The sequence below is a fragment of the Pelatocladus sp. BLCC-F211 genome, from assembly GCF_041928655.1.
In the GTDB taxonomy this organism is placed as follows: domain Bacteria; phylum Cyanobacteriota; class Cyanobacteriia; order Cyanobacteriales; family Nostocaceae; genus Pelatocladus.
The window spans coordinates 1-24382 of the sequence record NZ_JBHFLM010000195.1; the positions used below are offsets into that span (position 1 = coordinate 1).

Below are 24382 nucleotides of genomic sequence, written 5' to 3' on the forward strand. Positions count from 1 at the left end.
GACCACAACGCAGCAATCAATATTAAACATTTGGCGGTAGGGCATTCCGTCAATAAAGCTCAGGTAACGTCCGAAGCAATAGCTGGAGTCACTGAGAAGCCCGCGCTCTATGCGTCAGCATGAGCGTCGGGAGTATGTCACGCGTATCACCCCACCATTGGCCAGCTGCATCTTTTAAGAAGTCGGGGATCTATAACCCAATTTTACCTGTGACGAGAACCACCGTTACGGCGTTGTTTGTGTCTTGCAATAGCTTTGCGCTTTTCTTTTTCTAATGGAGTCTCAAAGTGACGATTTTTCCTCATATCTTGGAATATACCAGCTCTGGAAACTTGGCGCTTGAATCGTCGCAAGGCTGATTCAATCCCTTCATTTTCTCCTAATACTACTTGCGTCATTCTGATTACTCCTCGTATAGGTGGATACTTTGCATCAAAAAAGAAAAACATTCCAGCAGAGTAGAGTCATTTTTTTTGATCTGCTGGAGACTCTAAAATTTAAAAATTTTTATATAAGTATTAGTAACGGCGATTGTTGCGGCCGCTGTTACCCCAATTTCCACCACCAGAAGAATAACTTCTTGGACTGCTTCTTTCTGGACGAGGTCTAGCTTTGTTAACTTTTAAATCTCTTCCCATCCATTCAGCACCATCTAATGCTTCAATCGCACGCTCTTCTTGCTCATCTGATTCCATTTCGACAAAAGCAAAACCACGCAGACGTCCGGTTTCACGATCTGTAGGTAGCTGAACTTTCTTGACTGTACCATATTCAGCAAAAACTTCCCTCAAGTCTTCTTCCTTAACCTGATAGGATAAGTTACCAATATAAATAGACATAGGGCATCTCCCAAATCATTTGCTGTAGAGAGTTAGATTCGGAGAGACGCTTCTAAAAATCAAAACGAAATTCTCAACCGAAAATAAATCCTGTTACTGGGAGTATAACAAAAAAATTCTATGGTCACATCGCCGAATAAACGAATGTGCCTGGGCATAAAAGCTAGATTGTCTTATAAGTTAATTTAAGCATATTTATCTGACTTCGGGGAAGGTTGGGTGAGAATTAAGTGTTACACGCAGATGTGGAGATGTGGTGATGCGGAGAAATTTCAATGATAGGGTGGGATAAAAAATATTTGTGCAAAAGGTCGTAAATATTGCTGCTAAGATTATCGAAGCTATTGATCTTTTTGCAAAAGATATTTATTTGGCTCCTGTTGAATAAGGAGAGTATCTGGCATTTATTAAGTTGGCATAACTCAAATAAGCTTCACACGAGTGCCATATTTGTGCAACAAAAACTTCACAATTAGTATCTAGATTGGAAGTAGCTTTAAAGATACTTCGTAGAAAAAATGTTACAAGAACCACGCGATCGCGACAATTTATCAAACAACTTTTCCTTGGATTCATCCACCGAAAAATCCCGTCGAATCACACCTTGGCGCAGAGCAGCGGTGAATTTATCGCTAATATTGCTCGGTTCTGGAATGACACTTGCTGGCGGATATGTGGCTAATAACCACGAGCAGATGTCTAAGGATGCAAGTAATTTGGCGGTAACTCCAGCTAATGCTGCTCTACCCTTACCAGCAAGCAACGATCCAAACTTTGTCACAAATGTTGTTCAGAAAGTTGGTCCAGCAGTAGTACGAATTGATTCTTCTAGAACCGTAAAAACTCGCTTACCAGAGGGATTTGACGACCCCTTTTTCCGCCGCTTTTTCGGCGGACAACTACCATCATCACCACAACAACGAGTAGAACGTGGCACTGGTTCAGGTTTTATTATTAGTGGTGATGGTCGCATCCTCACTAATGCTCACGTCGTTGATGGTGCAGATACGGTAAAAGTGACACTCACAGATGGACGTAGCTTTGACGGAAAGGTATTGGGTAAAGACGAATTGACCGATATAGCAGTTGTTAAGATTCAGGCAAATAATCTGCCAACCTTAACAATGGGCAATTCTGAGCAATTACAACCAGGACAATTAGCGATCGCGATCGGTAATCCCTTGGGATTAGATAATACCGTCACTACAGGAATTATTAGTGCTACCGGACGTAACAGCAGTTTAATTGGTGCTAGTGATAAACGAGTAGACTATATTCAAACAGACGCAGCAATTAACCCTGGTAACTCTGGTGGCCCCTTGTTAAATGATCGTGGTCAAGTAATTGGCATGAATACAGCTATTATTCAAGGGGCGCAAGGAATCGGATTTGCCATTCCCATCAACACAGCTCAACGCATAGCCGATCAACTCATTGCTACAGGAGAAGCCCAACATCCTTATTTAGGCATTCAAATGATCGGATTGACACCAGAGATAAAGCAGAACCTCAACTCAGACCCCAACAGTAATTTAAGCGTCAATGAAGATCAAGGCGTATTAGTTGTGAAAGTTATGCCTAATTCACCAGCTGCAAGAGCAGGTATACGTGCTGGTGATGTAATTCAAAAACTCAACGGTGAAACTGTAAAAGATGCTAGTAGCATCCAAAAAGCAGTAGATAATAGCCAAATCGGCGGAAACTTACGCATAGAATTACGCCGTCAAGGTCAAACCGTCAATTTAGCTGTACAACCAGGTGCATTTCCCACTGCGATGAATTAAAGAAATTTCAGACAGAAGCACACTTGGATACTATACTCTCTGTGAGTAATACAGTTCCTTGTGTGCCTTGTTTTTGTTGTAACTACAATTTTGTGCTGACTTACTTAAGGTAAATTTATTTATACTTTTAACCACTAGCGCCAAAACCATCAAACACAGTACTTTTGAGTGCGTGGCTTCCAAGGTAGCGGTGCTAGATTATATAAAACACTAATCCAAATGCAGAGATCGCAACCAGCACAGGAACCGCAGTGCTAAATTCAAGTTGTCTTGTTTTGAAAGTTTGTAAACAGTGCATGGGAATAACCAGCGGCCAGGAGAAAATAGCGATCGCCAACATTACTAAAGATAAAAACGTATCTTCGGGGGAATTAGCAGGATGACGAAAATGAAACTTTAACCAGTTCACTAAGAAATAGCAGGTCATCAATAGGTAACTAATAACCAAAGCTAATTGAACCTTGTCCATCTTAGATTCTCCTTTATTTATCTTAAAGTCAGCGAAACAATTAAATTTATTACTTACATATAGAATTCCTATTTAATTGTTGTTGGCGTAGCCTGCGCTCTGCGCTTACAGAACTTAGTACAGTTTATTTTCCCATTTCCCCGTTCCCTGTTCCCCGTTCCCTCTGAAATACTTTCATTGGCATTGATTAAAAGTTAGAAAAGATACTGTTATCTTTATCACTTACATTTAAAATTAAAATTTTGTTCGTAGATAAATGTTAATAGAGTTACCCAGATAGAAAAATCAGTACTTGTACTGATTTTTGATTTCTATAGATTTAGATTAGGAATGATACTACAGGCATCACAATAGACCTGTCAAATACTATCTATCGGTAAAATACTTTTTGATGGGTGGGAGTGTGGTATTTGTTCGTAGCCATCAAGAACAATAGGACTTACCCAGGAGTCAATAGTTTTTACAAACTTATAGAGTAGTCATTTAGCTTTCCATTTTGATTGAGCAAAGAAGTTATTACTTAGCAATGTTTAGTAATTATTTCGTCCCCTTTATATATCAAAAGAGCAATATCAAAATTGTCTTTTTTCTCATTAATTAATCCATGATATTTGCATTCAATTAAACAAAGTTATATTCCAATACGGTTCAGTTAAGAAGAAATGTAGGTTGGGTTGAGTGCAAGCGAAACCCAACAAAGCCTTGATAATGTTGGGTTACTCTGCGAGAAGCCGCGCAGGGCGCGTCTACGTTCCTCAACCCAACCTACGCTAGTTTTAGTTTTTAGCCTTAACTGAACCGTATTGCATTATAGTCTGGTTAATGTTGGGTTACACTCCGTTCCACCCAACCTACATAATGTCCTTTTTGAAAAACTCCTCTTTTCAAGATTGACGAGGTTTAAAATCCAAAATCTAAAATTTCTTGTCTTCCTTCCCCTTTCCCCTTTCCCCTTTCCCCGATAACTATTCCTGGACAAAAAGTGTGTAGTTCTTTTTGATCTGAGAGTTAAAGGTTGCTACCCAAACTTTGTAAGTTCCTGCTTTCCAGTCTGTGTCGTCGATGCTGGCATCTTTACTATCATTTGTATCATCACCACAGCGAATAGTGTTATCGTCTGGTCCTTGAATCAGTAAGGTGGTATCGTAGCCACCACTATTTACCAGTACTTTCAAGTGGGAAAAGTTTTTTTCCAAAATTAAGATGTGGTCTGGAGTCGGATCAGCGAAGCCAATACACGCTTTTTTATGGCGATCGCGGTTACTAATTGCTGACAAAGAATAAGAACCACCAGTATAACCTGTTACTGTTCCTTGTGCTGGTTCAAAGTGAGGCGATAGAGTAATTTCACCAAAATAAGAAGTGTCTGCTGATACAGACACCGGGGTGATCAATGCTAGCACTGCTAAAATCCAACCCCCTTTTAAAAGAAGTCGGGGGCAACGTTTATCCATAGAAGCCCTCCAACGAAGAAATTATAGTTATATTCTATACTTAATGGTAACAAAAATAACCTTATAGTTATTTAGTGCTGTGCCACATTGGAAGGTGACACAGTGGGGCATTGGGCATTGGGCATTGAGCATTGGAAATAACCAACAATCAACCACTAACCACTAACCACTAACAACTAATTATTTACCTAATTGAAAGAACACGCCACTTTTGAAAATTTCTGTGTCGCTACCGTAACTGCTGATGGTGAGCGATCGCAAATTCTCGAATATGGGTTTTGCGAGTATTTCTGCTAGTCTGAGAATTGGGATTTGATTTTCTAATATTTCTCGACTTTTTGCCCAATCTAAATACACGTAACCTTGGTTTGTTTGGGGAATAGCAGCAATACTATTTTTAAATTGGCGATCGCTAATTAAGGAATTGTTCTTAGCATTGAGAACTTCATTCATTGTTTCGAGGTTGGAAGCAAAAATTTCGTAATTTCCTTGGCTAATATGTACTCCTGAAACTTTGGCTTCAATGGCGTATTTTTCTCGCTGTTGAGGATCGATAAATTTTGTGGCTTTTAATTGTGTCCAAGCGGAGATTTTTTGCTTGTCTACATCAAAAGTATTGAGTGATAATCCCTTTGAGGATGCGATTTCATCTAAATGATCAATTCCGGCTGGTGTGGTTTCAGTTTTTTCGACTACAAATACAAAATCAGGATTTGCTTGTTCTGGACGGGGTAATAATCCGATGGCGTATTCTCCCTGTACCCAGCTAAAAATATCTGCTTTTAAGTCGATATCTGAGCCTGTTTGTACATCTACCACAGGTTTGACTAAATTAGAAACTACATCTTTTTCTGAGCCGGATATGGCTACTTTGAGTTGTTGCCAGACTTGGGTTAAATTGCTGTTAGGTAAACTACTCAAATTTGTGCCAGCGATCGCCAAACCTGCTGAGGCGGGAATATATTTTAATGCTTCTACAGGTTGAGATACTTGCTCTTGAGGAGGTGCTGTTGCGGTTTGTGCGAGTAAGCTAGTTTCTGCTAATAATCCCTTGTTGGATAAAACTAGAGACACTATTTCGCTGTCATAGATTGCTGATTCTGGCAGTTGTAAACCTTGCCATTGAGCAACATTAGGAAGATTGAGGAACGCTGTAGCTAATGCACCTTTGGGTATTTGTTTAACAATTTCCTGATATTTACTAGAGGTAGTTATATTGAGATCAGGAGCCTGGACATTATTAATTGCTTCTCGTAGCACTTTGGGGTCATTGGCAAACAAGATAAAATCATCACCAATAGCAGCACCCGCCAAAGAATTTTGGGTTTTAGATTTTGTTTCTACTTGTTGAGAGTCAGATATTAGTTTGATACCTTCGTATTGTTCTGTGGTTAAGTTTGCTCCAGCGATCGCTCGTTTGGAAAACAACAAATCCACAAATTCGCGGCTTTTCTCTGGATTTTTGGTTGCTAGTGCCATTAAATACCCTGGTTGTTGTCCGTTGCTAGGATCGCGATCGATGTCTTGGGTAGTGACAGCTAAGGTAATTTCATCTCCCAGCCAAGGTTGAATGTCTTGTTTGTAATCTAAGCCTGTGTTGGCTAATAAGCTGGTTTTAAGTTTGGATAGTTCTCCTTCACGTTCCAATGGTTGTAATTTATCAGGATTGACTAGCATTGACATCATCACTGGTGCTTGCTGGGATACAAAAATCGCCGCACCAGGTTGTTTTCTAGTTCCACTGATTCCCACGAGAGAATTTGGACTAGATAAGCCACTACAACCAGAGATCGTAATAAATAGCAGCATCAGTGAAATAGCTGCTAGGGAACGAAAGAATAAGCTTTGCTTCATCATTTGTTTACTTAATTTTCTCTTGCTTCAAATCCTCTAAGCATTTATTCCTGGTCAAGATGCAGATTTTCTGCAAACATAAATAATATCCAGGAAATATCTGGGATTGTTTGTAAAAACTGCGGTTAATCCAAAATCTCAAAATCAAAATCTAAAATCGGATGACAGGTCAACCCATTACCCAAATTAGTGTAGAAGAACTTGCCCAACATTTGTCAAAAGGTGAGCCTAATCTTCAGCTTGTGGACGTGCGTGAACCGCAAGAAGTCGCGATCGCTCACATTGAGGGTTTTGTTAACTTTCCTCTCAGTGAATTTGCTGAATGGGGAAATGAAATTCATGCCCGCTTAGATCCACATGCTGAAACCCTGGTACTTTGTCATCATGGCATTCGTTCTGCTCAGATGTGTCAGTGGCTCGTAAATCAGGGATTTACAAACGTGAAAAATATTTCTGGTGGTATTGATGCTTACTCAATGTTAGTTGACCCTTCAATTCCTCTGTATTAACCGAGAATGACGAGGGTTAAATTATTTTGCTATTCTGAACTCAAGTAAACAGTTATCAACCCTATGATTTGGTCAGAGAAGTGCCACTAACGCACAAAAGTTAAATTTGCTGCGACTTACACTAATAAAACTGTTAACTGATAACTGAATAAATATAATTTTGTGAAATTAACAAGATAGAACTGTTATAACGTATTTTTAGATACTTCAATAATTTACTATTTTGCTTAACTAATAATAATGCTTTTTGCTTCCCAACTTAATAAATTTTTGTTTTTCAAAAACTAATTAAAATTTTGCTTTGGTAAACTTTAGGTATGGAAGTCCAGCTAACCAATCGTCAACAGCACATTCTTTGGGCTACAGTACGTCACTACATCGCCACAGCAGAGCCTGTTGGCTCAAAAGCTCTGCTAGAAGAGTACAATCTGGGTGTGAGTTCAGCAACAATTCGTAACGCCATGGGTGTGTTAGAAAAAGCTGGGCTACTTTATCAACCCCATACTTCTGCTGGGCGAGTACCTTCTGACTCTGGCTATCGGATTTATGTTGATCAGTTGATCACACCTTCTGATACTTTAGCTAGAAAAGTAGAAGAAACACTACAAACACGCCTGAATTGGGAAGATAGAGGTTTAGAAAATCTCTTGCAAGGCGCAGCCCAAATTTTAGCAACTTTGAGTGGCTGCATCAGTTTGATTACTTTGCCACAAAATGTTAGCGCACTGTTGCGGCATTTACAATTGGTGCAAATTGAAGCCGGACGAGTAATGTTGATTGTAGTCACAGATAGTTATGAAACACACTCAGCATTGTTAGATTTGCCACCAAAAAGTAAAGACGCACAACCTGATCCTGAACTGATAGATCGGGAATTGCAAATTGTTTCTAACTTTTTAAATAGCCAATTACGGGGACGCAGTTTGGTAGAAGTCGCTAACCTGAATTGGAGTGATTTAGATCGAGAATTTCAGCACTATGGCGAATACTTAAAAAATTCCTTAGCAGAATTTAGTCGTCGTAGCTTGACGCCAGGGGTGACACAAATAATGGTGCGTGGGATGGCGGAAGTTTTGCGACAACCAGAATTTTCACAACTACAACAGGTGCAAACTATCATCCAACTATTGGAGGAAGAACAAGAGCAACTGTGGCGACTAATATTTGAGGAAAATGAGACTGAAGAAGTCGGTAAACCACGAGTAACAGTAAGAATTGGTGCAGAGAATCCTTTGGAACCAATTCGCAATTGTAGTTTAATTTCTTCCACCTATCGTCGTGGTTCAGCACAGGTAGGTAGTGTGGGAGTTTTGGGGCCAACACGCCTAGATTACGAAGGAGCGATCGCACTCGTTGCTGCTGCTGCTGAGTATTTATCAGAGACTTTCAGTGATCTAAATCCCTCATGAGAAAAATTACCTTTGGGTTGCTTTGGTTAGGATTAATTGCTTATGCTTTCTTACTTGCTCCTCCCAATCAACCCGATACTTTTGAGTTAATTAAAAATCTTTCTACTGGTAAATGGCAAGGAATTAATCCCTTAGTGATTGCACTGTTTAATATTATGGGTATTTGGCCTGTTGTCTACAGTGCAGTTTTGTTTGTTGACGGTAGAGGACAAAAAATTCCTGCTTGGCCATTTGCTACTGCTTCTTTCGCTGTTGGCGCATTTGCTTTATTACCCTATTTGGCTTTGAGAGAACCAAATACACAGTTTTCTGGCGAAAAAAATCTTTTGATTAAATTCTTAGATTCTCGCTGGACGGGTATTATTTTGACTATTGGGACGGCGATTTTAGTTGGCTATGGTATTGGACAAGGAAATTGGGGTGATTTTGTCCAGCAGTGGCAAACTAGCCGTTTTATCAATGTGATGAGCTGTGATTTTTGTCTGCTGTGCGTATTATTTCCTACTTTATTAGGAGATGATCTGACGCGGCGCGGTTGGAAAAGTTCTGGAATATTTTGGCTGTTCGCTTTAATTCCGTTATTTGGCCCTCTGCTATATTTGTGCATACGTCCATCAATACAGGAAAATTGTCTGTAGAGATGCGAAATTTCACGTCTCTACATGCTATTGTCACCTTTCATTGATTTTCCTACCGTGACATTTAACTGTGCGCCAATTAGTAGCACCAAAGAACTGAGATTGAGCCATAACAGCAAGACAATCCCTGCACTCAAAGCTCCATAGGTCAAATTATAGTTACCGAAATTACTAACATATACTCTAAATAATTTAGAAACACCTGCCCATAGTAAGGCTCCGATTATTGCTCCAGGCATAATTGGAGTACCGTTTAACCATTGACTCGGACCATGACGATAAATAATACTAAACGCATAAGCTATGATCATCAAGGTTAAAAGCCAACGAAACCAAGACCAAGCAGATAAAAATATTGCTCCAGATAGTTGTGTAGTATCTAACAGTAATTGAAATATTAAATCACTGATAAATACTAATAAAGAAGCAGTTAGTACTAAACCGATTGTAGCGATCGTCAAAATCAAAGAGATGAGCTTCGCTTTCCAAAAAGGTTGTTTCAGATTTGGTGGAATCTGGTAAATCTCATCCATCGCGTTCATAGCTGCACTAATTGCTCCTGATGCAAGCCAAAGAGCAACCAAAGAACTGATATAAACAACTTCTCTACTTTTAGGTAGTTGTATCTGTCTAGTAAATTCTTTCAACAACAGTGGAACTTGTTCTGGGGCAAAATTAAGTACTTGTTGAGCTAAAATATCAACTTGATTTTGGGAAATATTCAACATCCCAATTATTGTCAGAATAGCCGCCAGTGTAGGAAATAAAGCTAACAAGTTGTTATAAGCCATTTCCGTAGCTAAACCAGGTAATCTGTGTTTACCACTTTCCTTGACAACTTGTTTGAGTACCGCAAAGTTGAGATGGCGAAAGAAACGGATAAAGCGAGTAGAGAACATGGAAAAGGGAGACAAGGAGGACAAGGGAGACAAGGGAAGGGAGAATCATTAATGACAAATGACAAATGACAAATGACCATTGACTATTGACTATTGACTATTGACTCTTCAACTGTCTCTCTCAACAAATGTATGATGGCAATGAGTGAATCAAGGAAAATCAGTCATGACTAATGTTGTAGAACGTAGCTTTCCGATTGATTTAGGAGCCTACAAGCCTTTAGCACTAGATCCAAGCAATCCTACCCTTACTGACGAGCAACGCCAGACTCTCAAAGCTAATATCCAGCTATGTCGTGATGCGATTGTTTTCTTCACAGCGACGGGAGCAGCTAGGGGTGTAGGTGGACACACTGGTGGCCCTTATGACACAGTGCCAGAGGTAGTAATTCTGGATGCACTCTTTAGAGGTGCGCCAGATAAGTTCGTACCGATTTTCTTTGATGAAGCAGGACACCGAGTTGCTACCCAGTATCTCATGGCTGCTTTGCATGGTGATCTACCTTTTGAGCAACTTGCTCACTATCGTGAAGCCCATTCTCGACTACCGGGACACCCTGAGTTAGGATTGACCCCAGGTGTAAAATTTAGCTCTGGGCGTTTGGGACATGTCTGGCCTTATATTAATGGGGTGGCAATGGCCAATCCAGACAAAGTAGTGATTTGCCTTGGTTCTGATGGTTCACAACAAGAAGGAAATGATGCAGAAGCTGCACGTTTAGCAGTTGCCCAAAATCTTAACGTCAAACTGATCATTGATGATAATGATGTGACGATCGCCGGACATCCTTCTGAATATCTGCCAGGTTTTAGTGTAGTTAAAACCCTCACTGGTCATGGTGTGAACACCAATGTCGGAGATCCTGAAGATATAGATGATTTATATCGTCGTATCTGTGAAGCAGTAACCACCGATGGGCCAATTGCTTTGGTAAACAAGCGGAAAATGGCTGTAGGGATTGATGGTATTGAAGGATCAACCCACGGTCATGATGTGATTCCTGTGGATAAAGCGATCGCCTACTTAGAAAAGCACGGACAAACCGCAGCTGTCGAATATCTCAAGAGCATCCAAAAACCCAAGCTTCCCTACACTTTCCTCGGTGTCAGCGAAAAATGGGATTCTAATCGTAATATTTTTGGTGATGCGGTAGTATCTGTCCTCAGCCGTATGAGTTCTGAAGAACGTAAAGCAAAGGTCATGTGTATCGATAGTGACCTCGAAGGTTCTTGCGGTTTGAAGAAAATTCATGATGCCTATCCAGATATTTTCGTCGCTTCTGGTATTATGGAACGGGGTAACTTCTCCGCCGCTGCCGGTTTCGGTATGGAAAAAGGCAAACAAGGCATTTTTGGTACATTCAGCGCCTTTTTGGAAATGTGTATTTCCGAAATCACAATGGCGCGGTTGAACTACTCCAACGTCCTGTGTCACTTTTCTCACTGCGGTGTAGACGATATGGCAGACAACACTTGCCATTTTGGTCTCAATAACATGTTCGCCGACAACGGGTTAGACGACGGTTACGAAACGCGGTTATACTTCCCAGCCGATGCTGGCCAAATGAAAGCCTGTGTGGAAGCAGTATTTTTTGACCCTGGGTTAAGATTTATCTACTCCACCCGCTCCAAAGTACCCCAGATTTTGGATGAAAATGGTAATAATTTCTTTGGCGAAGGTTACACCTTTGTTCCTGGTAAAGATGAAGTTATCCGAGAAGGAAGTGCTGGTTATATCATCAGCTTTGGTGATGGATTATATCGCGCTCTCGATGCTGTCGAAAAACTCAAACAGCAAGGAATTGACGTTGGTTTGATCAACAAGCCGACACTCAACGTCATTGACGAAGAGATGCTAGCTAAAGTTGGTAAAGCACCTTTTGTTCTGGTTGTAGAAGCACTCAATCGGCGCACAGGATTGGGTAGCCGCTTTGGTTCCTGGTTACTAGAACGGGGACTCACACCAAAATTCGCTCACCTCGGAATTCATAAAGAAGGTTGCGGTGGATTGTGGGAACAGTTCCCCTACCAGGGATTAGATCCTGAAGGAATTATCAAGAAAGTCAAGGAACTAGTTAGCTAATTTATCAAACGCGCGTAAAACCTTATTCCGCAAGTGGCTTAGGACGGTTGACTTGTAGGGGCAATTCATGAATCGCCCCTACGTAAATATACACAGGAACTTCTTGTAGGATAGCCTAAGCAGTGTTAGGCTGTTTATGCAAATTGTCTGATAGTTTTAGTTTTTTATGCAGTGGCAACCAATAGAGGATTTACCATCAAACTGGGAAAAATTGGCTAACTCTGAATTGCCACCTTTAGTCACTGTTTGGGATGAACAAGCGCAGCGTCTGCGCTCATCTGGCGAATTCAAAACCTTTATGGAAAGGTTACGCCGAGAGATCGCGATCGAGACTGGAATCATTGAACGACTGTATACCCTAGACCGAGGGATTACTCGTTTATTAATTGAACAAGGAATCAATGAAGCTCTGATTCCTCACGGAGCTACAGATCGTCCCATTAAGCAGGTTGTATCTCTAATTCAGGATCAAGAAGCAGCAATTGAAGGACTATTTGATTTCGTAGGTGGACAGAGAACTTTATCGACTTTCTATATCAAACAATTACATCAACTTTTAACCCAAAATCAAGATATAGCGGTTCTCGACCTAGTGAGGTACGTTTTCAAAGCTATTAACTTTATTAAGAAGGATTGGGGTATACCTCAGTTGCTTAGGAAACGCTATAGTACAGAAGCTAAAACATCAACAGGACAAATAATTAGCGTTTCTCTGATCCGAGGTGACTGGAAGCGACTACCTAATAACCCTGAAAGACCTGATGGCTCTATACATGAATATTCTCCTCCAGAACAGGTCACTTCTGAAATGGATCGGTTAGTTGAGTTGCATCATCAACATCGAATACAACAAATTCCTCCTGAAGTTGAAGCAGCATGGCTGCATCATCGCTTCACTCAAATTCATCCATTTCAAGACGGTAACGGTCGAGTTGCTCGATGTCTGGCTAGTTTAGTGTTTATCCAAGCTGGATGGTTTCCTTTGATTCTGACTCGCGATGATCGAGGAGCCTATATTGCAGCTTCAGAGCAGGCAGATAAAGGTAATTTATCACACTTGATTAATTTGTTTTCTAAGAGTCAAAAACAAGCATTTATTCGTAGTCTTGGTTTATCTGAACAAATCTTGTCAGAAACGCGACGCGCTCAAGTCGTTATTGCTTCTATAGCCGACAAACTTAAGCAAAATCAATCAGTAACCATTCAGGATCGTTGTCGAAAAGTTGAAGATTTTGCGGCAATTTTGTTTACAATCGCATCTGTTCGTTTACAAGATATCGCTAATGAAATAAAATCATCTGTTCAAAATCTAGTAAGTGATGCTCAGGTTTTTACTGTCTTGGCTCCAGCTGGCGATGAGAAATATTACTATCATCGCTACCAGGTTGTAGAAACAGCTAAACAGCTAGAATACTTTGCAAATCTTCGTCCCTATCACAGTTGGATACAATTAGTCATTGACGTAGAGTCAAAAACAATAATCCTGTTATCTTTTCATGTTCTTGGACATGAGTATCGTGGTTTACTTGTATGTTCTGCATGTGCGTACCATAGAGATAATGCAGAAGAGGGCGAACAAAATATTAGCGATATCCAAGCCTTAACTGACTCTCCATTTCAGTTCTCCTATGCTGATCAAGAAAGCAATCTTACAGAGCGTTTTAAGCAGTGGTTGGAAGATGTACTTGTAACTGGTTTAGAGTATTGGAATAAGAGCCTTTAAAAGGTTAAAGGAGCGATCGCAGCAATATCTGGATCACAGCCACCTACTTGACTAGTAGTCAGCATCCATACAGAGGCTCCCTGCTGGATAAATATCTCAGTTACAGTATCGTTAGCTTTGCGAGGAAACATTGATCGCCAACTAATTAAACCTGTAAATAGTTGTTTTAAGGGACTATCTTCAAGAGAACTACCGAGGTTGTCGGTAGAGTTTTGCCAGTCAGCGCGGGCGACACCGAAAGGTAATAGTTCCCACCGCAGAGATTTTCCTAACTTGACCAATTTTTGCAGGCGGTTGAAGTCTTCGGGATTACACTCTAGCCAGTTTTGATAATCTCCATGATGAGATTTAATTCCAACCTCAATGGCTTTAACTGCTGCGTATAACGCCTGATTGGAATCTTGGGAGCAGTTATTAGCAGGGCCAACATAGGTTCCACCAGTACCATCACCAATCCGGTAACGGGCTGTCATGATTTCCAATTGCCGAATTAGTGTTTGCAATGCCGATCGCTTGACGCCATTAAAATTGTAGTCTTCGGTGAAAGGGTCATATTTGATCAGAATATTGGTTGTGGGACGAATCCCCAGCCAACCAAACTGGCGATCGCCCAAATAACGCGATATATGCAATGTGCCAGCAATTAATCCATCGATGTTGTGAGTGTAAACTTGGTGATACTCGATGTCAAAGCATAACTCGTCTGTCAGGGGTTCCCGCACAACCTGCGCCACACCGTAAGCAAAATGTCCAAAGTAGACGGGGCTGCTAGCTGCGGCTTCTTTTTTCTTACCCCCGATACCGCCGTAGGTATGGAGAACTAAAGCGCGATCGCCTTCACGCCACTCTGAGACTGCTTCCTCAATTTCACAGTCTTTAGTATTCAAAAGCACAGATTGAATGTGTCCTTTATGAGCAATTATTTCCTGCCAAGCTTCTTTTTTCAGGTAATTCAGTGCTGGTTTTTTGCCATTAATTACCCGTTGTGGCTTGACTTGTACTAAAGAGCGAGGAATTAATGATTGGACTACAAACATACCATAAGTATTTTTTGCTCCGTAAATATACCATCCTTTAGGATTTAAAGGAGACTTTTCCAGATCACGGTTGGTGGAAGGATAAATTTCGTTTTCGTAAGCAATTACCTGGGGCATTCTTACGACTTCTTCGACTCCATCAAATTGACCAGAGGCAGGATTATAATGAACTACGCGAAACTGTTCGCCGTCTGGGCTGATTGGTTGCAAAAACTTCACTAAGGCGTAATCTCTCCCGGAAATTTGCACAGGTTCGCTATTAATGTGCAAAGTAACAGCTTGGTTTTCCCTATTCTCTTCAATTACAACAGGTTCATGCAACATGACGATAACATCATCGTTAGGTCTTGCACCGGCCAAAGACTCTAGCGGCCTCACCTGTCGCCAATGATTCAAACGAGTTGGTTGAACTAAACCTTGTTGGGAACTATAGATTGCTTGCTGGCTAAAATGGACGTCTTTAATAACTGCTGGCGTTGAATTTCTGGCTGGGGAACCATCAAGCCATTTCAAATTTACAACTTGTCCGATGAGATGTTGATATTCATCAGGAGCGTGATAAAGTTCCAGCAAAACACCAAACCGTCGTTGTTGCTTTGGTGGTAAAATCAGTCTCCCCATCCAAGGGGCGATGGGTTGGTAAAGATGTGCTGGTACAGTCTGAGTTAAGGATCTTGTTGTTTGAGGTAAAGGATAGTAGTCTGGTCGATTAAATTCTGCTTGTTGATAGCGATCGTAATTGCTGAGTTGACGCGGTTCGGTTTCTGGCTCTATGTCATACTCCTCTAGTAAGATTTTTGTCACCAAATCTAATGTTTGTTGTAGATGAGTGCGACCATCAGGCAATAATTGGTGAGGATCTAAAACACCTCCAGCACCACTGTGACCGACTGGGCCGAGGGAAGCGAAAGAAATTTTGCCCATGCGTTTGGCGCGATTCCAGTAGGATAGAAAAAATATTTTCCAACGCTTGGGGAAAAAAATCGGCCCTAAACGTTCAACTGGATCTTTGTCACCAACAAAATGATAGAGATGCTCTGTCATCAGGGCATTAGTATTACCACTGATTACGCCAGCTAAAGAAATTACCTCAATTGGTGCAACTAATGCCCGCTTGAGATGGGAGAGTGTTCCCATCGCTATTTGTCCACCACCACTGAAACCAATTAGAGTGATTGGTACGCCACTACCAGGCTGATAACCATATCTCACCAGGCTGTTGTACATGACTTGAGCCATTCCCTGGTTATAAATCGGGCCGTAACGCTGGTCAGCAGAAACCATGACTACAAAGGTGTTACGGATATTAATTGCGACAGCCAGCAAAAGACCAAGTAAACCTGGATTTTCGGACATACTTAATCGTTCGGCTGTTCGCCAAAAAAATGAGAAGAATCCGCCTTCGGTTAAAGGTCGATTAAGAACAGAGTAAGGAATTAGCCCCCTAATGATGGCAATGTTATCTGGTAATATGGCTGCTAATTGACTGAGAAACTCTTGACCATCAGGAAAGTAGCGTGATGAAGCTTGACCAATACCATCCAAATAAATCACAAAACGCACAACATTTGTTTGGGGTGGGATCGGTTCTTCTAATGTACCTGGGTCAAGTGTAGTATCAATTTGATCGCCATACCAACCTGCCCACCAGCCCAAAGCTTCTAGAGGAACAAGCAGTCCGGCGAAGAGAGTAGCAATTAAAGATATCTGCGCTAAACTTATAGTCAAACTTAGCGCTTCACTCAGAGCATTGTACGCAACTATCCACATATGGCGCAGTGGTGGGAATAATACAGTCAAAAGCAAGGCTATCAAAAAAATACCTAAAAATTTGACGACTCGCTTTAACATCATCTCACTTCCTGTGGTCTCTGTTGTCGAGGGTGTTGGTAGTTGGATAAATCCTGAAGAGGGTTTGTCCCCTTGTTTGGAGAAGATTTTCTATCCCTCGCATATCTGTAACTAGTTTTTTCCCAGCCACCGTGTTAGAAAGCCATACACCGATCGCTCCTATGGGTTTACCTATAGTACGCTGTAAAATTTGGAGTACCACCCATCCTAAAGCTGCACACCAAAAGGCTCGCCATACACTTACATGTAGGACTGCATGTAAACCAACTTCAAAGGCCAATAGTGTCCAGATTGAAAGTATGACGTTAATCGGTACACCGAAATAGGGTAAGGCGACCAAAAAACTAAATATCATTGGTGCATAGGCTAGTCCCAGAAGAGACCATACAGTTTCATATGGGGTACTCGCATCGAAAAATAGCCAACTTACAAACCATGTACTCAGACCCCAAAACAAGACGCTAAATGCAAATAATACTGAGGCGATCGCTAAACTGAGCAGAAAGCGAATTGGTTTGACTCGATTCACAAATAGTACAATACCTTGACCGAAGGCTTGTGAAAAGCCCGCTAATAGTACGGTGAAAAGTGCAACTCGAAAACCTTGGGGTAGAATTTGGATCGATTCAAACGCTTTGGGGTTGAGAGCGATCGCCCCAAATATAAGTTCCCAAAATCGGTCGAAGGCTGTCTGTGTCATGAAGCTCAGTTATCAATTAATATTCAAATAAATTCAAGCTAAATCCTGGCAATATATTTTCACCGGATAATTCTGTGGGAAGGTTTCGCACTTCTACGTCTTGTCCTGGGCGATAAATTTCCACTTGCTGCTGTTGGGGATTAATCAACCATCCCAATTGCACTCCTGCATTGAGATATTCTTGCATTTTCTGACGTAGGGTTTCTAGGTCGTCGGTTGCTGACCTTAATTCGATAACAAAATCCGGTGCAATGGGGGGAAACTTGCGTTTTTGTTCAGGTGTGAGTGCTTCCCATCGTTCTCTGCGAATCCAAGCAACGTCTGGGGAACGGTCAGCACCATTAGGTAATTTAAATATAGTAGACGAACTAAAAGTATAACCGAGTTGCGTTTGGCGATTCCAGATTCCCAAATCGATAATTAATTCGGCTTCTCGATTGCCGCTTTCTCCTCCAACGGGTGGCATAATAATTAATTTTCCCTTGGGTGTTCGTTCAAACTTCAACTCGCGGTTATTTTGACATAGCTGGTAGAATTGTTCGTCCGTCAGGTGAACGGTGTCTAGGTTTAGTGTCAAAGGACTTGTAACCATACAGTTAACCTGAATAGTGGTGGTTATGATACCATGCTATGGCATCTTTAAGGGTTGTAAAATCAGCTTGCGCTTTTAGCCATTCTTGCACCTGTTGATCAGTAAATAGTCTTTGAGTCGTAAATCAAGTTTCTGAGTCGTAAATTAGCTTCACAAGTCATAAAACAGATTTTAATCTGAAAAATCTGGCTTTTATCTTGTAAATCTCTTACTTGCGTCAAATTTAGCTAGAATGCGTTACTATCTTGTTCTTGCTTGTCCTCATCTAGCGCTTTCTGGATGGCTTGGCGGCAAAATTCGCCTGGGTTATCCTTGCTTTTTACTTCTTGGTAGGTTGATTCAGATACCCTAATTGACAGTGTTTTGGTAAGTGGTTCTTCTCCAGCAGACTGAAAACCATGATTCTTGATATTTGGATTGCCGCCTTTTCTAGCCATTAAAATATTAATACAAAATTGCTGCAATAATTCGTGTACTATTATATAAAAGTAATTATGGTGGCTATGCTTCCGGGAAGTTGCTCTAGCCACCATATCCAATTGACAACCAATGGACATTTATATGATGACACGAGAACAGTTGGAATCACTATCTCTGGAAGATTTGAAAGCAATCGCCAAGCATTACCGAATACAGCCGCTTAGTAATCATGATAAAGCAGAAAGCTGGATGAATGTCCTGCTAAGATTTCCGTATCGGGCGATTGATCAAATGCGTGAAGGAGTGGGATTGCGATCGCCTGGTAATCATGCTGTACTTTATTTAGAGTACATGCTTAATCTTATTGGTGAACCAACAGACAGCCAGTTTGCTTTAATTCGAGCTACTCAAAATGATGAATGGCTAAAAGATGAGGATTGGCAATTTTATCAGCAAAAGCTTTTTGAGATATATCGAGTTAAGTTGCTGCTAAAAGAAGCATTGAAAATTTTGGTTGACTAATTAGAGTTGCTGGTGCGTTATGACTTCAGCCTAACGCACCCTACTGGCGTGGTGCTGCTAAAGCATCTTAGTGCGATCGCTCATTCTCCATTACCTCTAACAGGAGCATATATCTCGTAGTAAAGCAAGGGTCTTTCGTTAACGATGGCTCTTTTTGTCCGAGACATGCCTATTTTATCCAAGACGCGAATTGAGCGATCGTTCGGCTCATCGACATCTGCAACTATATATTTGATACCCAAGTTTGCAAATGCATAATCAAGCACAGCCAAAGTAGCTTCAGTTGCGTAGCCATGTCCCCATAACTGGGGTCGGACACCAAAAATTAAACTAGGTAATTCTTCTGTAAACCGAAGTAAACCTGCAAACCCGGCTATCTGGTCGCTATGATTTTCAAAAAATAACCAAATTCCGTAACCGTGATTGCTGAAGCTAGCAATACTGGCTTCAATAAAGGATTGGGCTTCTTTGCGAGAGATTTCGCGGTTATCGAAGAGAAATCGCCGAATCTCTGCATCACACCATAACTCGTGTACAGAGTCAAGATCCTCAAGTTGGCATGGGCGAAAATGTAGACGATCGCTATGTAGCAAGTTCATGAAGATTGCAAATTATAATAACTAGATTTATCCGGTTGCCAAGCTGCTCGTGTCAAAGCATAATACACTACATCTAAATTATAGAAATAAGCATCTTTTTCATACTTTAATCCGGCTTTTTCCATCACACGGCGGGAAGCAGTATGTTCTGGTGCTGCGATCGCAACGATTTTATCTAATTTGACCTCTTCAAAACCATACCTCAAACTGGCTTTTGTTGCTTCTGTGGCGATACCTTGATACCAGTAAGCTTGTTCCAAACGATAAAGAACTTCTACTTCGGGACTGTTTGGTAAAAAATTTAATCCGCAATGACCTATCAATTTATTTGTAGCTTTGTCTACTACAGCCCAAACACCAAAGCCGTGTTGTTTCCAATGCTGAATAAAAACTTCTAAAATCTGTTGTGTGACATCTTTGACTTTATCTTTGGGAATAGGCCCTCTGGGGGAGTATTTCATTACTTCCGGATTGCTCAAAATTACTGCTGTTTCATCGACATCATCAAGAGTGTATGGTCGGAGGTATAATCGCGTGGTTTCAATCTTTGGCATGGTGACGAGTAGGAAAGCAAACACTATATTAAAAAAATTTGCTTATAGTATTGTAAAAATTAATATAATTTTCCTATTATGAGCATCTCTATACCTCGAAAAAAATCTCACTCAGAATACCGTCAACGTGAAAACGACTGGCGGTTATTTTTGCGATTAACACCCTATGCTCGTCGGCATGTGCGATCGCTTACATTATCAATACTATTACTTGTACCAGTAGCTTTGGCTAATGGTGTCCAACCATTGTTGATCGGACAGATTATTTCTCTGATTCGCAAAGAACCGAGTACCTATGAATTTCTACGCAATCTCCCCTTTTGGTCGGCTTTACACCTTTTAGAAGGATTGTTAGTTGTCACGGTAATTATTCGACTGATATTTACAGGCTTTCAGGGTTATTTAGTACAGAAAGTAGGACAACAAATCACTGCTGATATTCGCCAAGATTTATTTCATCATGTTACTTCTTTAGCAGTGCGCTTTTTTGACCGCACACCTGTAGGTAAATTAATTACTAGACTCACCAGCGATGTGGAAGTATTAGGGGATGTCTTTGCGACTGGGGCAATTGGTATTGTATCTGATTTGTTCTCCATGCTGGTGATTCTCGGTTTTATGTTTTCAATCCAGTGGGAACTTGCTTTGATGCTGCTGTTGATGCTGATACCTGTCTCAGCTTTAATCATTTATTTTCAACAACAGTATCGCAAAGCTAATTACAAGTCCAGAGAAGAACTTTCAATCTTAAATTCTCAACTTCAAGAAAATATTGTTGGTATTAATGTTGTACAACTCTTCCGCCGGGAGAAATTTAATGCTGAGTTGTTTCGCAAAAGCAATAAACGCTATGTCAAAGAGGTAGATAAAACTATCTTTCATGATACGGCTGTATCTGCAACATTAGAATGGATTTCCTTAGTGGCGATCGCAGCTGTTTTGTGGGCTGGTGGTTATTTACTTTTGCAACAAAACTTGACTTTTGGTATTTTATCTTCATTTGTATTGTATGCTGAAAGGCTATTCCAGCCTCTACAACAATTTGCCGAAAAATTTACGGTCATTCAATCAGGTTTCACTGCTATTGAACGTGTTTCTGATATTTTGGATGAACCCATCGAAATCCGCGATCGCGCTAATCCCAGAGTATCAGTTTTAGATGTCCAATTTGGATATATTGACGAAATAGTTGACCATCTCGAATCTGAAACCGAACATCCCAAACCACAATTAGGAGAAATCAAATTTGAACATGTTTGGTTTGGTTATAAAGAAGATGATTACGTGATTAAAGATTTAGATTTCACAATTCATCCCGGTGAGAAAATCGCATTAGTCGGTCCCACTGGTGCTGGTAAAACTACTATCATCCGTCTTTTGTGTCGTCTCTACGAACCCAGCCAAGGACGCATTTTAGTTGATGGTATAGATATCCGAGAATTACCCCAAGCTGAACTACGCCGCTACATGGCAGTAATTTTACAAGAAGGTTTTTTATTTGCTGGCGATGTCAAAAGCAATATTACCTTAGCAGATGGTTATTCATTTGAGGAAGTACGACAAGCAGCAGAGAAAACTAATATTGCCCAATTTATCGAAGAACTTCCCCAAGGATATGATACTCAATTGCGAGAACGGGGTACAAACCTTTCTAGCGGTCAAAAGCAACTATTAGCCTTCGCCCGTGCAGCTATTCGCAACCCCCAAATTCTAGTCTTGGATGAAGCCACTGCTAGCTTAGATGTAGGAACAGAAGCCTTAATTCAACAAGCTTTAAACCAGCTATTGATCAGACGAACTGCAATTATTATCGCTCACCGCCTATCCACAATCCGCAACGTAGATCGGATTTTTGTCCTTAAACGCGGAGAATTAATCGAACAGGGAAGTCACGAACAGTTACTCCAACTAGGAGGACTTTATGCTACCTTACACAACTTACAAATGTTAGGAACATAATTGTACTGTAGGGGAGCGGGGATTGGGCATGAATCAGTTAACAGTTAACAGTTAACAGTTAACAGTTACCAGTTTAATTTGATCAGTGATCAGTGATCACTGATCACTGATCACTGAGAAGTTGTCCCCCTTGTCCCCCAATCCCCAATCCCCGATCCCAAAATTCTTATGCTTGACCTGACCAAACTGACACGACAAATGCAGGGTTTGAGTCAGCATCTTACACAAGAAGCTGCTGCTAGTCGCCAACGTTTAGAATTAGCTCAACAACATTTTCTTAAGGCTTGCGATCGCCAAGAAGAGTTTGTCCAAAAACAGGAAAAATGGCGCGATCGCATTCCGTTTATGAATGCTACTCCTGTTGAACCACTCAACACTTGTATTGAGATCCCTGTTCCACCGAAAGTTCATACTGTGATCGCCACTGATGGTTCCCAAATAAGCCCCAGCCATCATGAAATAGCCTATTGCTATCTGCTCAATATTGGCAGAGTTGTTTTACATTATGGTCAAAATAAACACCCACTTCTAGATAGTTTACCGGAGATATTTTATCGCCCAGAGGATTTATATATTTCCCGTCAGTGGGGAATTAAAACTGAAGAATGGATGAGTTTTTGCCGTACCGCTAGCGAAGCGACAGTCTTAGCAGAATTAGCCTGTAGTGTTGTCTCCAAAGATCAAGAAGTATTTTCTCTCTCCACTCCCCCATCTTCAAAAATTCCCACTCTCGCCATGGTGGATGGTTCATTAATTTACTGGTTTTTAGAACAATTACCTTTTGATGCACGCGATCGCATCTTACCCCCAATTTTACAAGCTTGGCGGCAAATGCGAGATGCTCAAATTCCTCTGATGGGTTATCTGAGTGCATCTCGCAGCATTGAAACAATGAACTTTTTGCGGCTTGTGGCTTGTCCCCATCCCGCACCTGATTGTATGAGTTTTTGCCCAAATCAAATGGAAAAAGTTGCTTGTAAATTGTTTGAATCACTACGGGATACAACTGTTTGGACAATGCAACTCAAACCAGGACAACGTGGGCCTTTATGGCGCAGTAATGCTCGTATTCTAGACTTATACGAAGATTTGCAAATTTACTTTTGTTATGTCCATGTAGGAGCCGAAATTGCTCGGATAGAAATACCTGCGTGGGTAGTAGAAAATACATCTTTATTTGATGAAGCACTGGGATTAATGTTGGCACAAGTGCAAAAAGGATATGGCTACCCTGTAGCAATCGCTGAAGCACACAATCAAGCAGTCGTACGTGGTGCAGATAAAGCGCGTTTCTTTGCTTTGTTAGAACGACAAATGATCAAAGCTGGTATAAAAAATGTGGGAATTTCTTATAAAGAAGCAAGGAAAAGAGGAAGTATTGCTTAAAATACAATCTAAATAAAATATTACAATCCAAAATCCAAAATCCAAAATCCAAAATGGCTATGACCTATGCAAAATTTAGGTACATCACAAACAACAGAGCTAAACTTAGAACTATTTCATGTTCAAACTAGTAGATCATTTGAAATACCAACACCTTCAGCTGTGATTCGTATTGGTAAACCGAATGAAAAAATCAATCCAGATATAGATGTTACTTTTTTACCAGACGCTGATGTAGTTTCTCGCCTGCACGCAGAAATTCACATAGAAGGTAACAGCTACTATATTGAAGATTTAGGAAGCTCTAATGGCACATATCTTAATAATACAAAGCTAGAGCCACGAACTCGCTATCCTCTCAATTTAGGAGATAAAATTAACTTAGCTCAAGGGGAAAAAGTTACTTTTATATTTCAAAATCAACAACAAAATCAAACAAATAATATTTCTATTTCCAACCCAACAGTATTTCAGCCCCAGAATACTAACGCAAGTCAAAAACACAAGGTTGATCGAACTAGCAAAGTATTAGGCACATCTCTAATAATTGCTGGAATTGTAATTTTGGCTTCTAGTACTCAAATTGGTATTTTTGTACGGCTTCCAGGTGTATTGCTGTGCATTGTAGGAGTTGCGATACTAATTTGGGGGCGCTTTAATCCGATTTTTGGATTGCTTTTGATCTTAGGTGGAATAGGAGTAATTGTTTTCACTGGTGGGGTATTTGCTTCGGTGAATTTATTGGCTTTTTTAGTAGCATCTGCTTTATTAGCAGTGGGATATCTACTTTTTAGTACTGGAAAAGTAGGTAAGTACGATTTACAAACCCTCAAAGGATTGATCAAGAAAAAACGTCAATAAAGCGATTGAACAAGACGCTGGAAGTGGGAAACGTGGAGAGCAGAGGACGCGGTGACGCGGAGTTAACGCTTCGCGGAAGTCCTCATCTTCAAGGTACTCCTAAGAGCATGTTTGAAAAGTTTTTCGGAGTTAAAAATTATGCTAATCGCCTCACCATAATGCGTATCATGGCAAGATAAATAAAAGTCTCGGATGTTTCAGGCAACAACTCATAGTCTCGAACTAATCGGCGACATCCCA

22 protein-coding genes and 1 pseudogene are annotated in these 24382 nt (G+C 40.7%); 10 read left to right on the plus strand and 13 right to left on the minus strand.

The features are described 5' to 3' along the window. Positions 1–203 precede the first annotated feature (203 nt). Both rpsU and ACE1AT_RS23015 read right to left on the minus strand, forming a co-directional pair. Entirely contained in the window at positions 204–398 is a 195-nt protein-coding gene (gene rpsU / locus ACE1AT_RS23010) for a 30S ribosomal protein S21 (RefSeq protein ID WP_374872578.1), read from the minus strand. A 120-nt stretch (positions 399–518) separates the two neighbouring features. Further along, a complete protein-coding gene (locus ACE1AT_RS23015) occupies positions 519–839 on the minus strand; it encodes an RNA recognition motif domain-containing protein (protein WP_374872581.1) in 321 nt (106 codons plus the stop codon). A 518-nt stretch (positions 840–1357) separates the two neighbouring features. Here ACE1AT_RS23015 and ACE1AT_RS23020 point away from each other — a divergent pair. Then, positions 1358–2623: an HhoA/HhoB/HtrA family serine endopeptidase gene (locus tag ACE1AT_RS23020; protein ID WP_374872583.1), complete on the plus strand. Its 1266-nt coding sequence runs from the start codon at positions 1358–1360 to the stop codon at positions 2621–2623. 193 nt (positions 2624–2816) lie between these two features. Here ACE1AT_RS23020 and ACE1AT_RS23025 read toward each other — a convergent pair whose 3' ends face one another. The 3 genes from ACE1AT_RS23025 to ACE1AT_RS23035 form a co-directional block, all read right to left on the minus strand. Further along, positions 2817–3092, minus strand: coding sequence for a hypothetical protein (locus tag ACE1AT_RS23025; RefSeq protein WP_374872585.1), 276 nt, complete (start codon positions 3090–3092; stop codon positions 2817–2819). Positions 3093–4057: 965 nt separating this feature from the next. Further along, positions 4058–4546 carry a hypothetical protein gene (locus tag ACE1AT_RS23030; protein ID WP_374872587.1) on the minus strand — a complete coding sequence of 163 codons (489 nt, stop codon included), beginning with the start codon at positions 4544–4546 and terminating at the stop codon, positions 4058–4060. Positions 4547–4726: 180 nt separating this feature from the next. Beyond that, a complete protein-coding gene (locus ACE1AT_RS23035; RefSeq protein WP_374872624.1) occupies positions 4727–6400 on the minus strand; it encodes a DUF3352 domain-containing protein in 1674 nt (557 codons plus the stop codon). Positions 6401–6561: 161 nt separating this feature from the next. On the opposite strand from ACE1AT_RS23035, the gene ACE1AT_RS23040 reads away from it, so the two are divergent. The 3 genes from ACE1AT_RS23040 (at position 6562) to ACE1AT_RS23050 (ending at position 8956) form a co-directional block, all read left to right on the plus strand. Continuing rightward, entirely contained in the window at positions 6562–6909 is a 348-nt protein-coding gene (locus ACE1AT_RS23040; RefSeq protein ID WP_374872590.1) for a rhodanese-like domain-containing protein, read from the plus strand. 317 nt (positions 6910–7226) lie between these two features. Next, positions 7227–8318, plus strand: a complete 1092-nt coding sequence (gene hrcA / locus ACE1AT_RS23045) for a heat-inducible transcriptional repressor HrcA (RefSeq protein WP_374872592.1) — start codon at positions 7227–7229, stop codon at positions 8316–8318. Then, positions 8315–8956, plus strand: a complete 642-nt coding sequence (locus tag ACE1AT_RS23050; protein ID WP_374872595.1) for a DUF2834 domain-containing protein — start codon at positions 8315–8317, stop codon at positions 8954–8956. The genes hrcA and ACE1AT_RS23050 overlap by 4 nt, the downstream gene beginning before the upstream one ends. 20 nt (positions 8957–8976) lie before the next feature. On the opposite strand, the gene ACE1AT_RS23055 is transcribed toward ACE1AT_RS23050, so the two are convergent. Then, complete coding sequence (locus tag ACE1AT_RS23055; protein ID WP_374872598.1) at positions 8977–9855, minus strand: YihY/virulence factor BrkB family protein; 879 nt, start codon at positions 9853–9855, stop codon at positions 8977–8979. A 166-nt stretch (positions 9856–10021) separates the two neighbouring features. Here ACE1AT_RS23055 and ACE1AT_RS23060 point away from each other — a divergent pair, with 166 nt between their 5' ends. Then, positions 10022–11938, plus strand: coding sequence for a transketolase C-terminal domain-containing protein (locus ACE1AT_RS23060; RefSeq protein ID WP_374872600.1), 1917 nt, complete (start codon positions 10022–10024; stop codon positions 11936–11938). Positions 11939–12104: 166 nt separating this feature from the next. After that, on the plus strand, positions 12105–13661 hold the full coding sequence (locus ACE1AT_RS23065; protein ID WP_374872602.1) for a Fic family protein: 1557 nt from the start codon (positions 12105–12107) through the stop codon (positions 13659–13661). On the opposite strand, the gene ACE1AT_RS23070 is transcribed toward ACE1AT_RS23065, so the two are convergent. From ACE1AT_RS23070 to ACE1AT_RS23085, 4 genes are all read right to left on the minus strand, one after another. Further along, positions 13658–16552 carry a CAAX protease gene (locus ACE1AT_RS23070; RefSeq protein ID WP_374872604.1) on the minus strand — a complete coding sequence of 965 codons (2895 nt, stop codon included), beginning with the start codon at positions 16550–16552 and terminating at the stop codon, positions 13658–13660. The genes ACE1AT_RS23065 and ACE1AT_RS23070 overlap by 4 nt on opposite strands. Position 16553: 1 nt before the next feature. Next, positions 16554–17249, minus strand: a complete 696-nt coding sequence (locus ACE1AT_RS23075) for a hypothetical protein (RefSeq protein ID WP_374872606.1) — start codon at positions 17247–17249, stop codon at positions 16554–16556. Positions 17250–17265: 16 nt separating this feature from the next. Further along, positions 17266–17841: a Uma2 family endonuclease gene (locus tag ACE1AT_RS23080; protein ID WP_374872608.1), complete on the minus strand. Its 576-nt coding sequence runs from the start codon at positions 17839–17841 to the stop codon at positions 17266–17268. A gap of 227 nt (positions 17842–18068) precedes the next feature. Beyond that, complete coding sequence (locus ACE1AT_RS23085) at positions 18069–18398, minus strand: hypothetical protein (RefSeq protein WP_374872610.1); 330 nt, start codon at positions 18396–18398, stop codon at positions 18069–18071. A gap of 4 nt (positions 18399–18402) precedes the next feature. Between ACE1AT_RS23085 and ACE1AT_RS23090 the strand changes: the two genes are divergently transcribed. Beyond that, positions 18403–18783 (plus strand): hypothetical protein, encoded by a 381-nt coding sequence (locus ACE1AT_RS23090; RefSeq protein WP_374872612.1) that lies wholly within the window; start codon positions 18403–18405, stop codon positions 18781–18783. Between the two features lie 80 nt (positions 18784–18863). Here the strand turns inward: ACE1AT_RS23090 and ACE1AT_RS23095 are convergent, their stop codons facing one another. Continuing rightward, on the minus strand, positions 18864–19382 hold the full coding sequence (locus ACE1AT_RS23095) for a GNAT family N-acetyltransferase (RefSeq protein ID WP_374872614.1): 519 nt from the start codon (positions 19380–19382) through the stop codon (positions 18864–18866). Continuing rightward, complete coding sequence (locus tag ACE1AT_RS23100; RefSeq protein WP_374872616.1) at positions 19379–19936, minus strand: GNAT family N-acetyltransferase; 558 nt, start codon at positions 19934–19936, stop codon at positions 19379–19381. Before ACE1AT_RS23100 ends, ACE1AT_RS23095 begins: the two co-directional genes overlap by 4 nt. 78 nt (positions 19937–20014) lie before the next feature. Here ACE1AT_RS23100 and ACE1AT_RS23105 point away from each other — a divergent pair, with 78 nt between their 5' ends. From ACE1AT_RS23105 to ACE1AT_RS23115, 3 genes are all read left to right on the plus strand, one after another. Continuing rightward, a complete protein-coding gene (locus ACE1AT_RS23105) occupies positions 20015–21895 on the plus strand; it encodes an ABC transporter ATP-binding protein (protein WP_374872618.1) in 1881 nt (626 codons plus the stop codon). A 168-nt stretch (positions 21896–22063) separates the two neighbouring features. After that, positions 22064–23281 (plus strand): DNA double-strand break repair nuclease NurA, encoded by a 1218-nt coding sequence (locus ACE1AT_RS23110; protein WP_374872620.1) that lies wholly within the window; start codon positions 22064–22066, stop codon positions 23279–23281. Positions 23282–23347: 66 nt separating this feature from the next. After that, positions 23348–24142 carry an FHA domain-containing protein gene (locus tag ACE1AT_RS23115; RefSeq protein WP_374872622.1) on the plus strand — a complete coding sequence of 265 codons (795 nt, stop codon included), beginning with the start codon at positions 23348–23350 and terminating at the stop codon, positions 24140–24142. A 136-nt stretch (positions 24143–24278) separates the two neighbouring features. Here ACE1AT_RS23115 and ACE1AT_RS23120 read toward each other — a convergent pair. Then, positions 24279–24382: pseudogene (locus ACE1AT_RS23120) on the minus strand (IS5/IS1182 family transposase); the annotation flags it as partial.

Bases quoted from the DNA above. Each gene is read 5' to 3' on its own strand.
- rpsU (WP_374872578.1), bottom strand. From the start codon at position 398: ATGACGCAAGTAGTATTAGGAGAAAATGAAGGGATTGAATCAGCCTTG.
- ACE1AT_RS23015 (WP_374872581.1), bottom strand. From the start codon at position 839: ATGTCTATTTATATTGGTAACTTATCCTATCAGGTTAAGGAAGAAGAC.
- ACE1AT_RS23020 (WP_374872583.1), top strand. From the start codon at position 1,358: ATGTTACAAGAACCACGCGATCGCGACAATTTATCAAACAACTTTTCC.
- ACE1AT_RS23025 (WP_374872585.1), bottom strand. From the start codon at position 3,092: ATGGACAAGGTTCAATTAGCTTTGGTTATTAGTTACCTATTGATGACC.
- ACE1AT_RS23030 (WP_374872587.1), bottom strand. From the start codon at position 4,546: ATGGATAAACGTTGCCCCCGACTTCTTTTAAAAGGGGGTTGGATTTTA.
- ACE1AT_RS23035 (WP_374872624.1), bottom strand. From the start codon at position 6,400: ATGAAGCAAAGCTTATTCTTTCGTTCCCTAGCAGCTATTTCACTGATG.
- ACE1AT_RS23040 (WP_374872590.1), top strand. From the start codon at position 6,562: ATGACAGGTCAACCCATTACCCAAATTAGTGTAGAAGAACTTGCCCAA.
- hrcA (WP_374872592.1), top strand. From the start codon at position 7,227: ATGGAAGTCCAGCTAACCAATCGTCAACAGCACATTCTTTGGGCTACA.
- ACE1AT_RS23050 (WP_374872595.1), top strand. From the start codon at position 8,315: ATGAGAAAAATTACCTTTGGGTTGCTTTGGTTAGGATTAATTGCTTAT.
- ACE1AT_RS23055 (WP_374872598.1), bottom strand. From the start codon at position 9,855: ATGTTCTCTACTCGCTTTATCCGTTTCTTTCGCCATCTCAACTTTGCG.
- ACE1AT_RS23060 (WP_374872600.1), top strand. From the start codon at position 10,022: ATGACTAATGTTGTAGAACGTAGCTTTCCGATTGATTTAGGAGCCTAC.
- ACE1AT_RS23065 (WP_374872602.1), top strand. From the start codon at position 12,105: ATGCAGTGGCAACCAATAGAGGATTTACCATCAAACTGGGAAAAATTG.
- ACE1AT_RS23070 (WP_374872604.1), bottom strand. From the start codon at position 16,552: ATGATGTTAAAGCGAGTCGTCAAATTTTTAGGTATTTTTTTGATAGCC.
- ACE1AT_RS23075 (WP_374872606.1), bottom strand. From the start codon at position 17,249: ATGACACAGACAGCCTTCGACCGATTTTGGGAACTTATATTTGGGGCG.
- ACE1AT_RS23080 (WP_374872608.1), bottom strand. From the start codon at position 17,841: ATGGTTACAAGTCCTTTGACACTAAACCTAGACACCGTTCACCTGACG.
- ACE1AT_RS23085 (WP_374872610.1), bottom strand. From the start codon at position 18,398: ATGTCCATTGGTTGTCAATTGGATATGGTGGCTAGAGCAACTTCCCGG.
- ACE1AT_RS23090 (WP_374872612.1), top strand. From the start codon at position 18,403: ATGATGACACGAGAACAGTTGGAATCACTATCTCTGGAAGATTTGAAA.
- ACE1AT_RS23095 (WP_374872614.1), bottom strand. From the start codon at position 19,382: ATGAACTTGCTACATAGCGATCGTCTACATTTTCGCCCATGCCAACTT.
- ACE1AT_RS23100 (WP_374872616.1), bottom strand. From the start codon at position 19,936: ATGCCAAAGATTGAAACCACGCGATTATACCTCCGACCATACACTCTT.
- ACE1AT_RS23105 (WP_374872618.1), top strand. From the start codon at position 20,015: ATGAGCATCTCTATACCTCGAAAAAAATCTCACTCAGAATACCGTCAA.
- ACE1AT_RS23110 (WP_374872620.1), top strand. From the start codon at position 22,064: ATGCTTGACCTGACCAAACTGACACGACAAATGCAGGGTTTGAGTCAG.
- ACE1AT_RS23115 (WP_374872622.1), top strand. From the start codon at position 23,348: ATGCAAAATTTAGGTACATCACAAACAACAGAGCTAAACTTAGAACTA.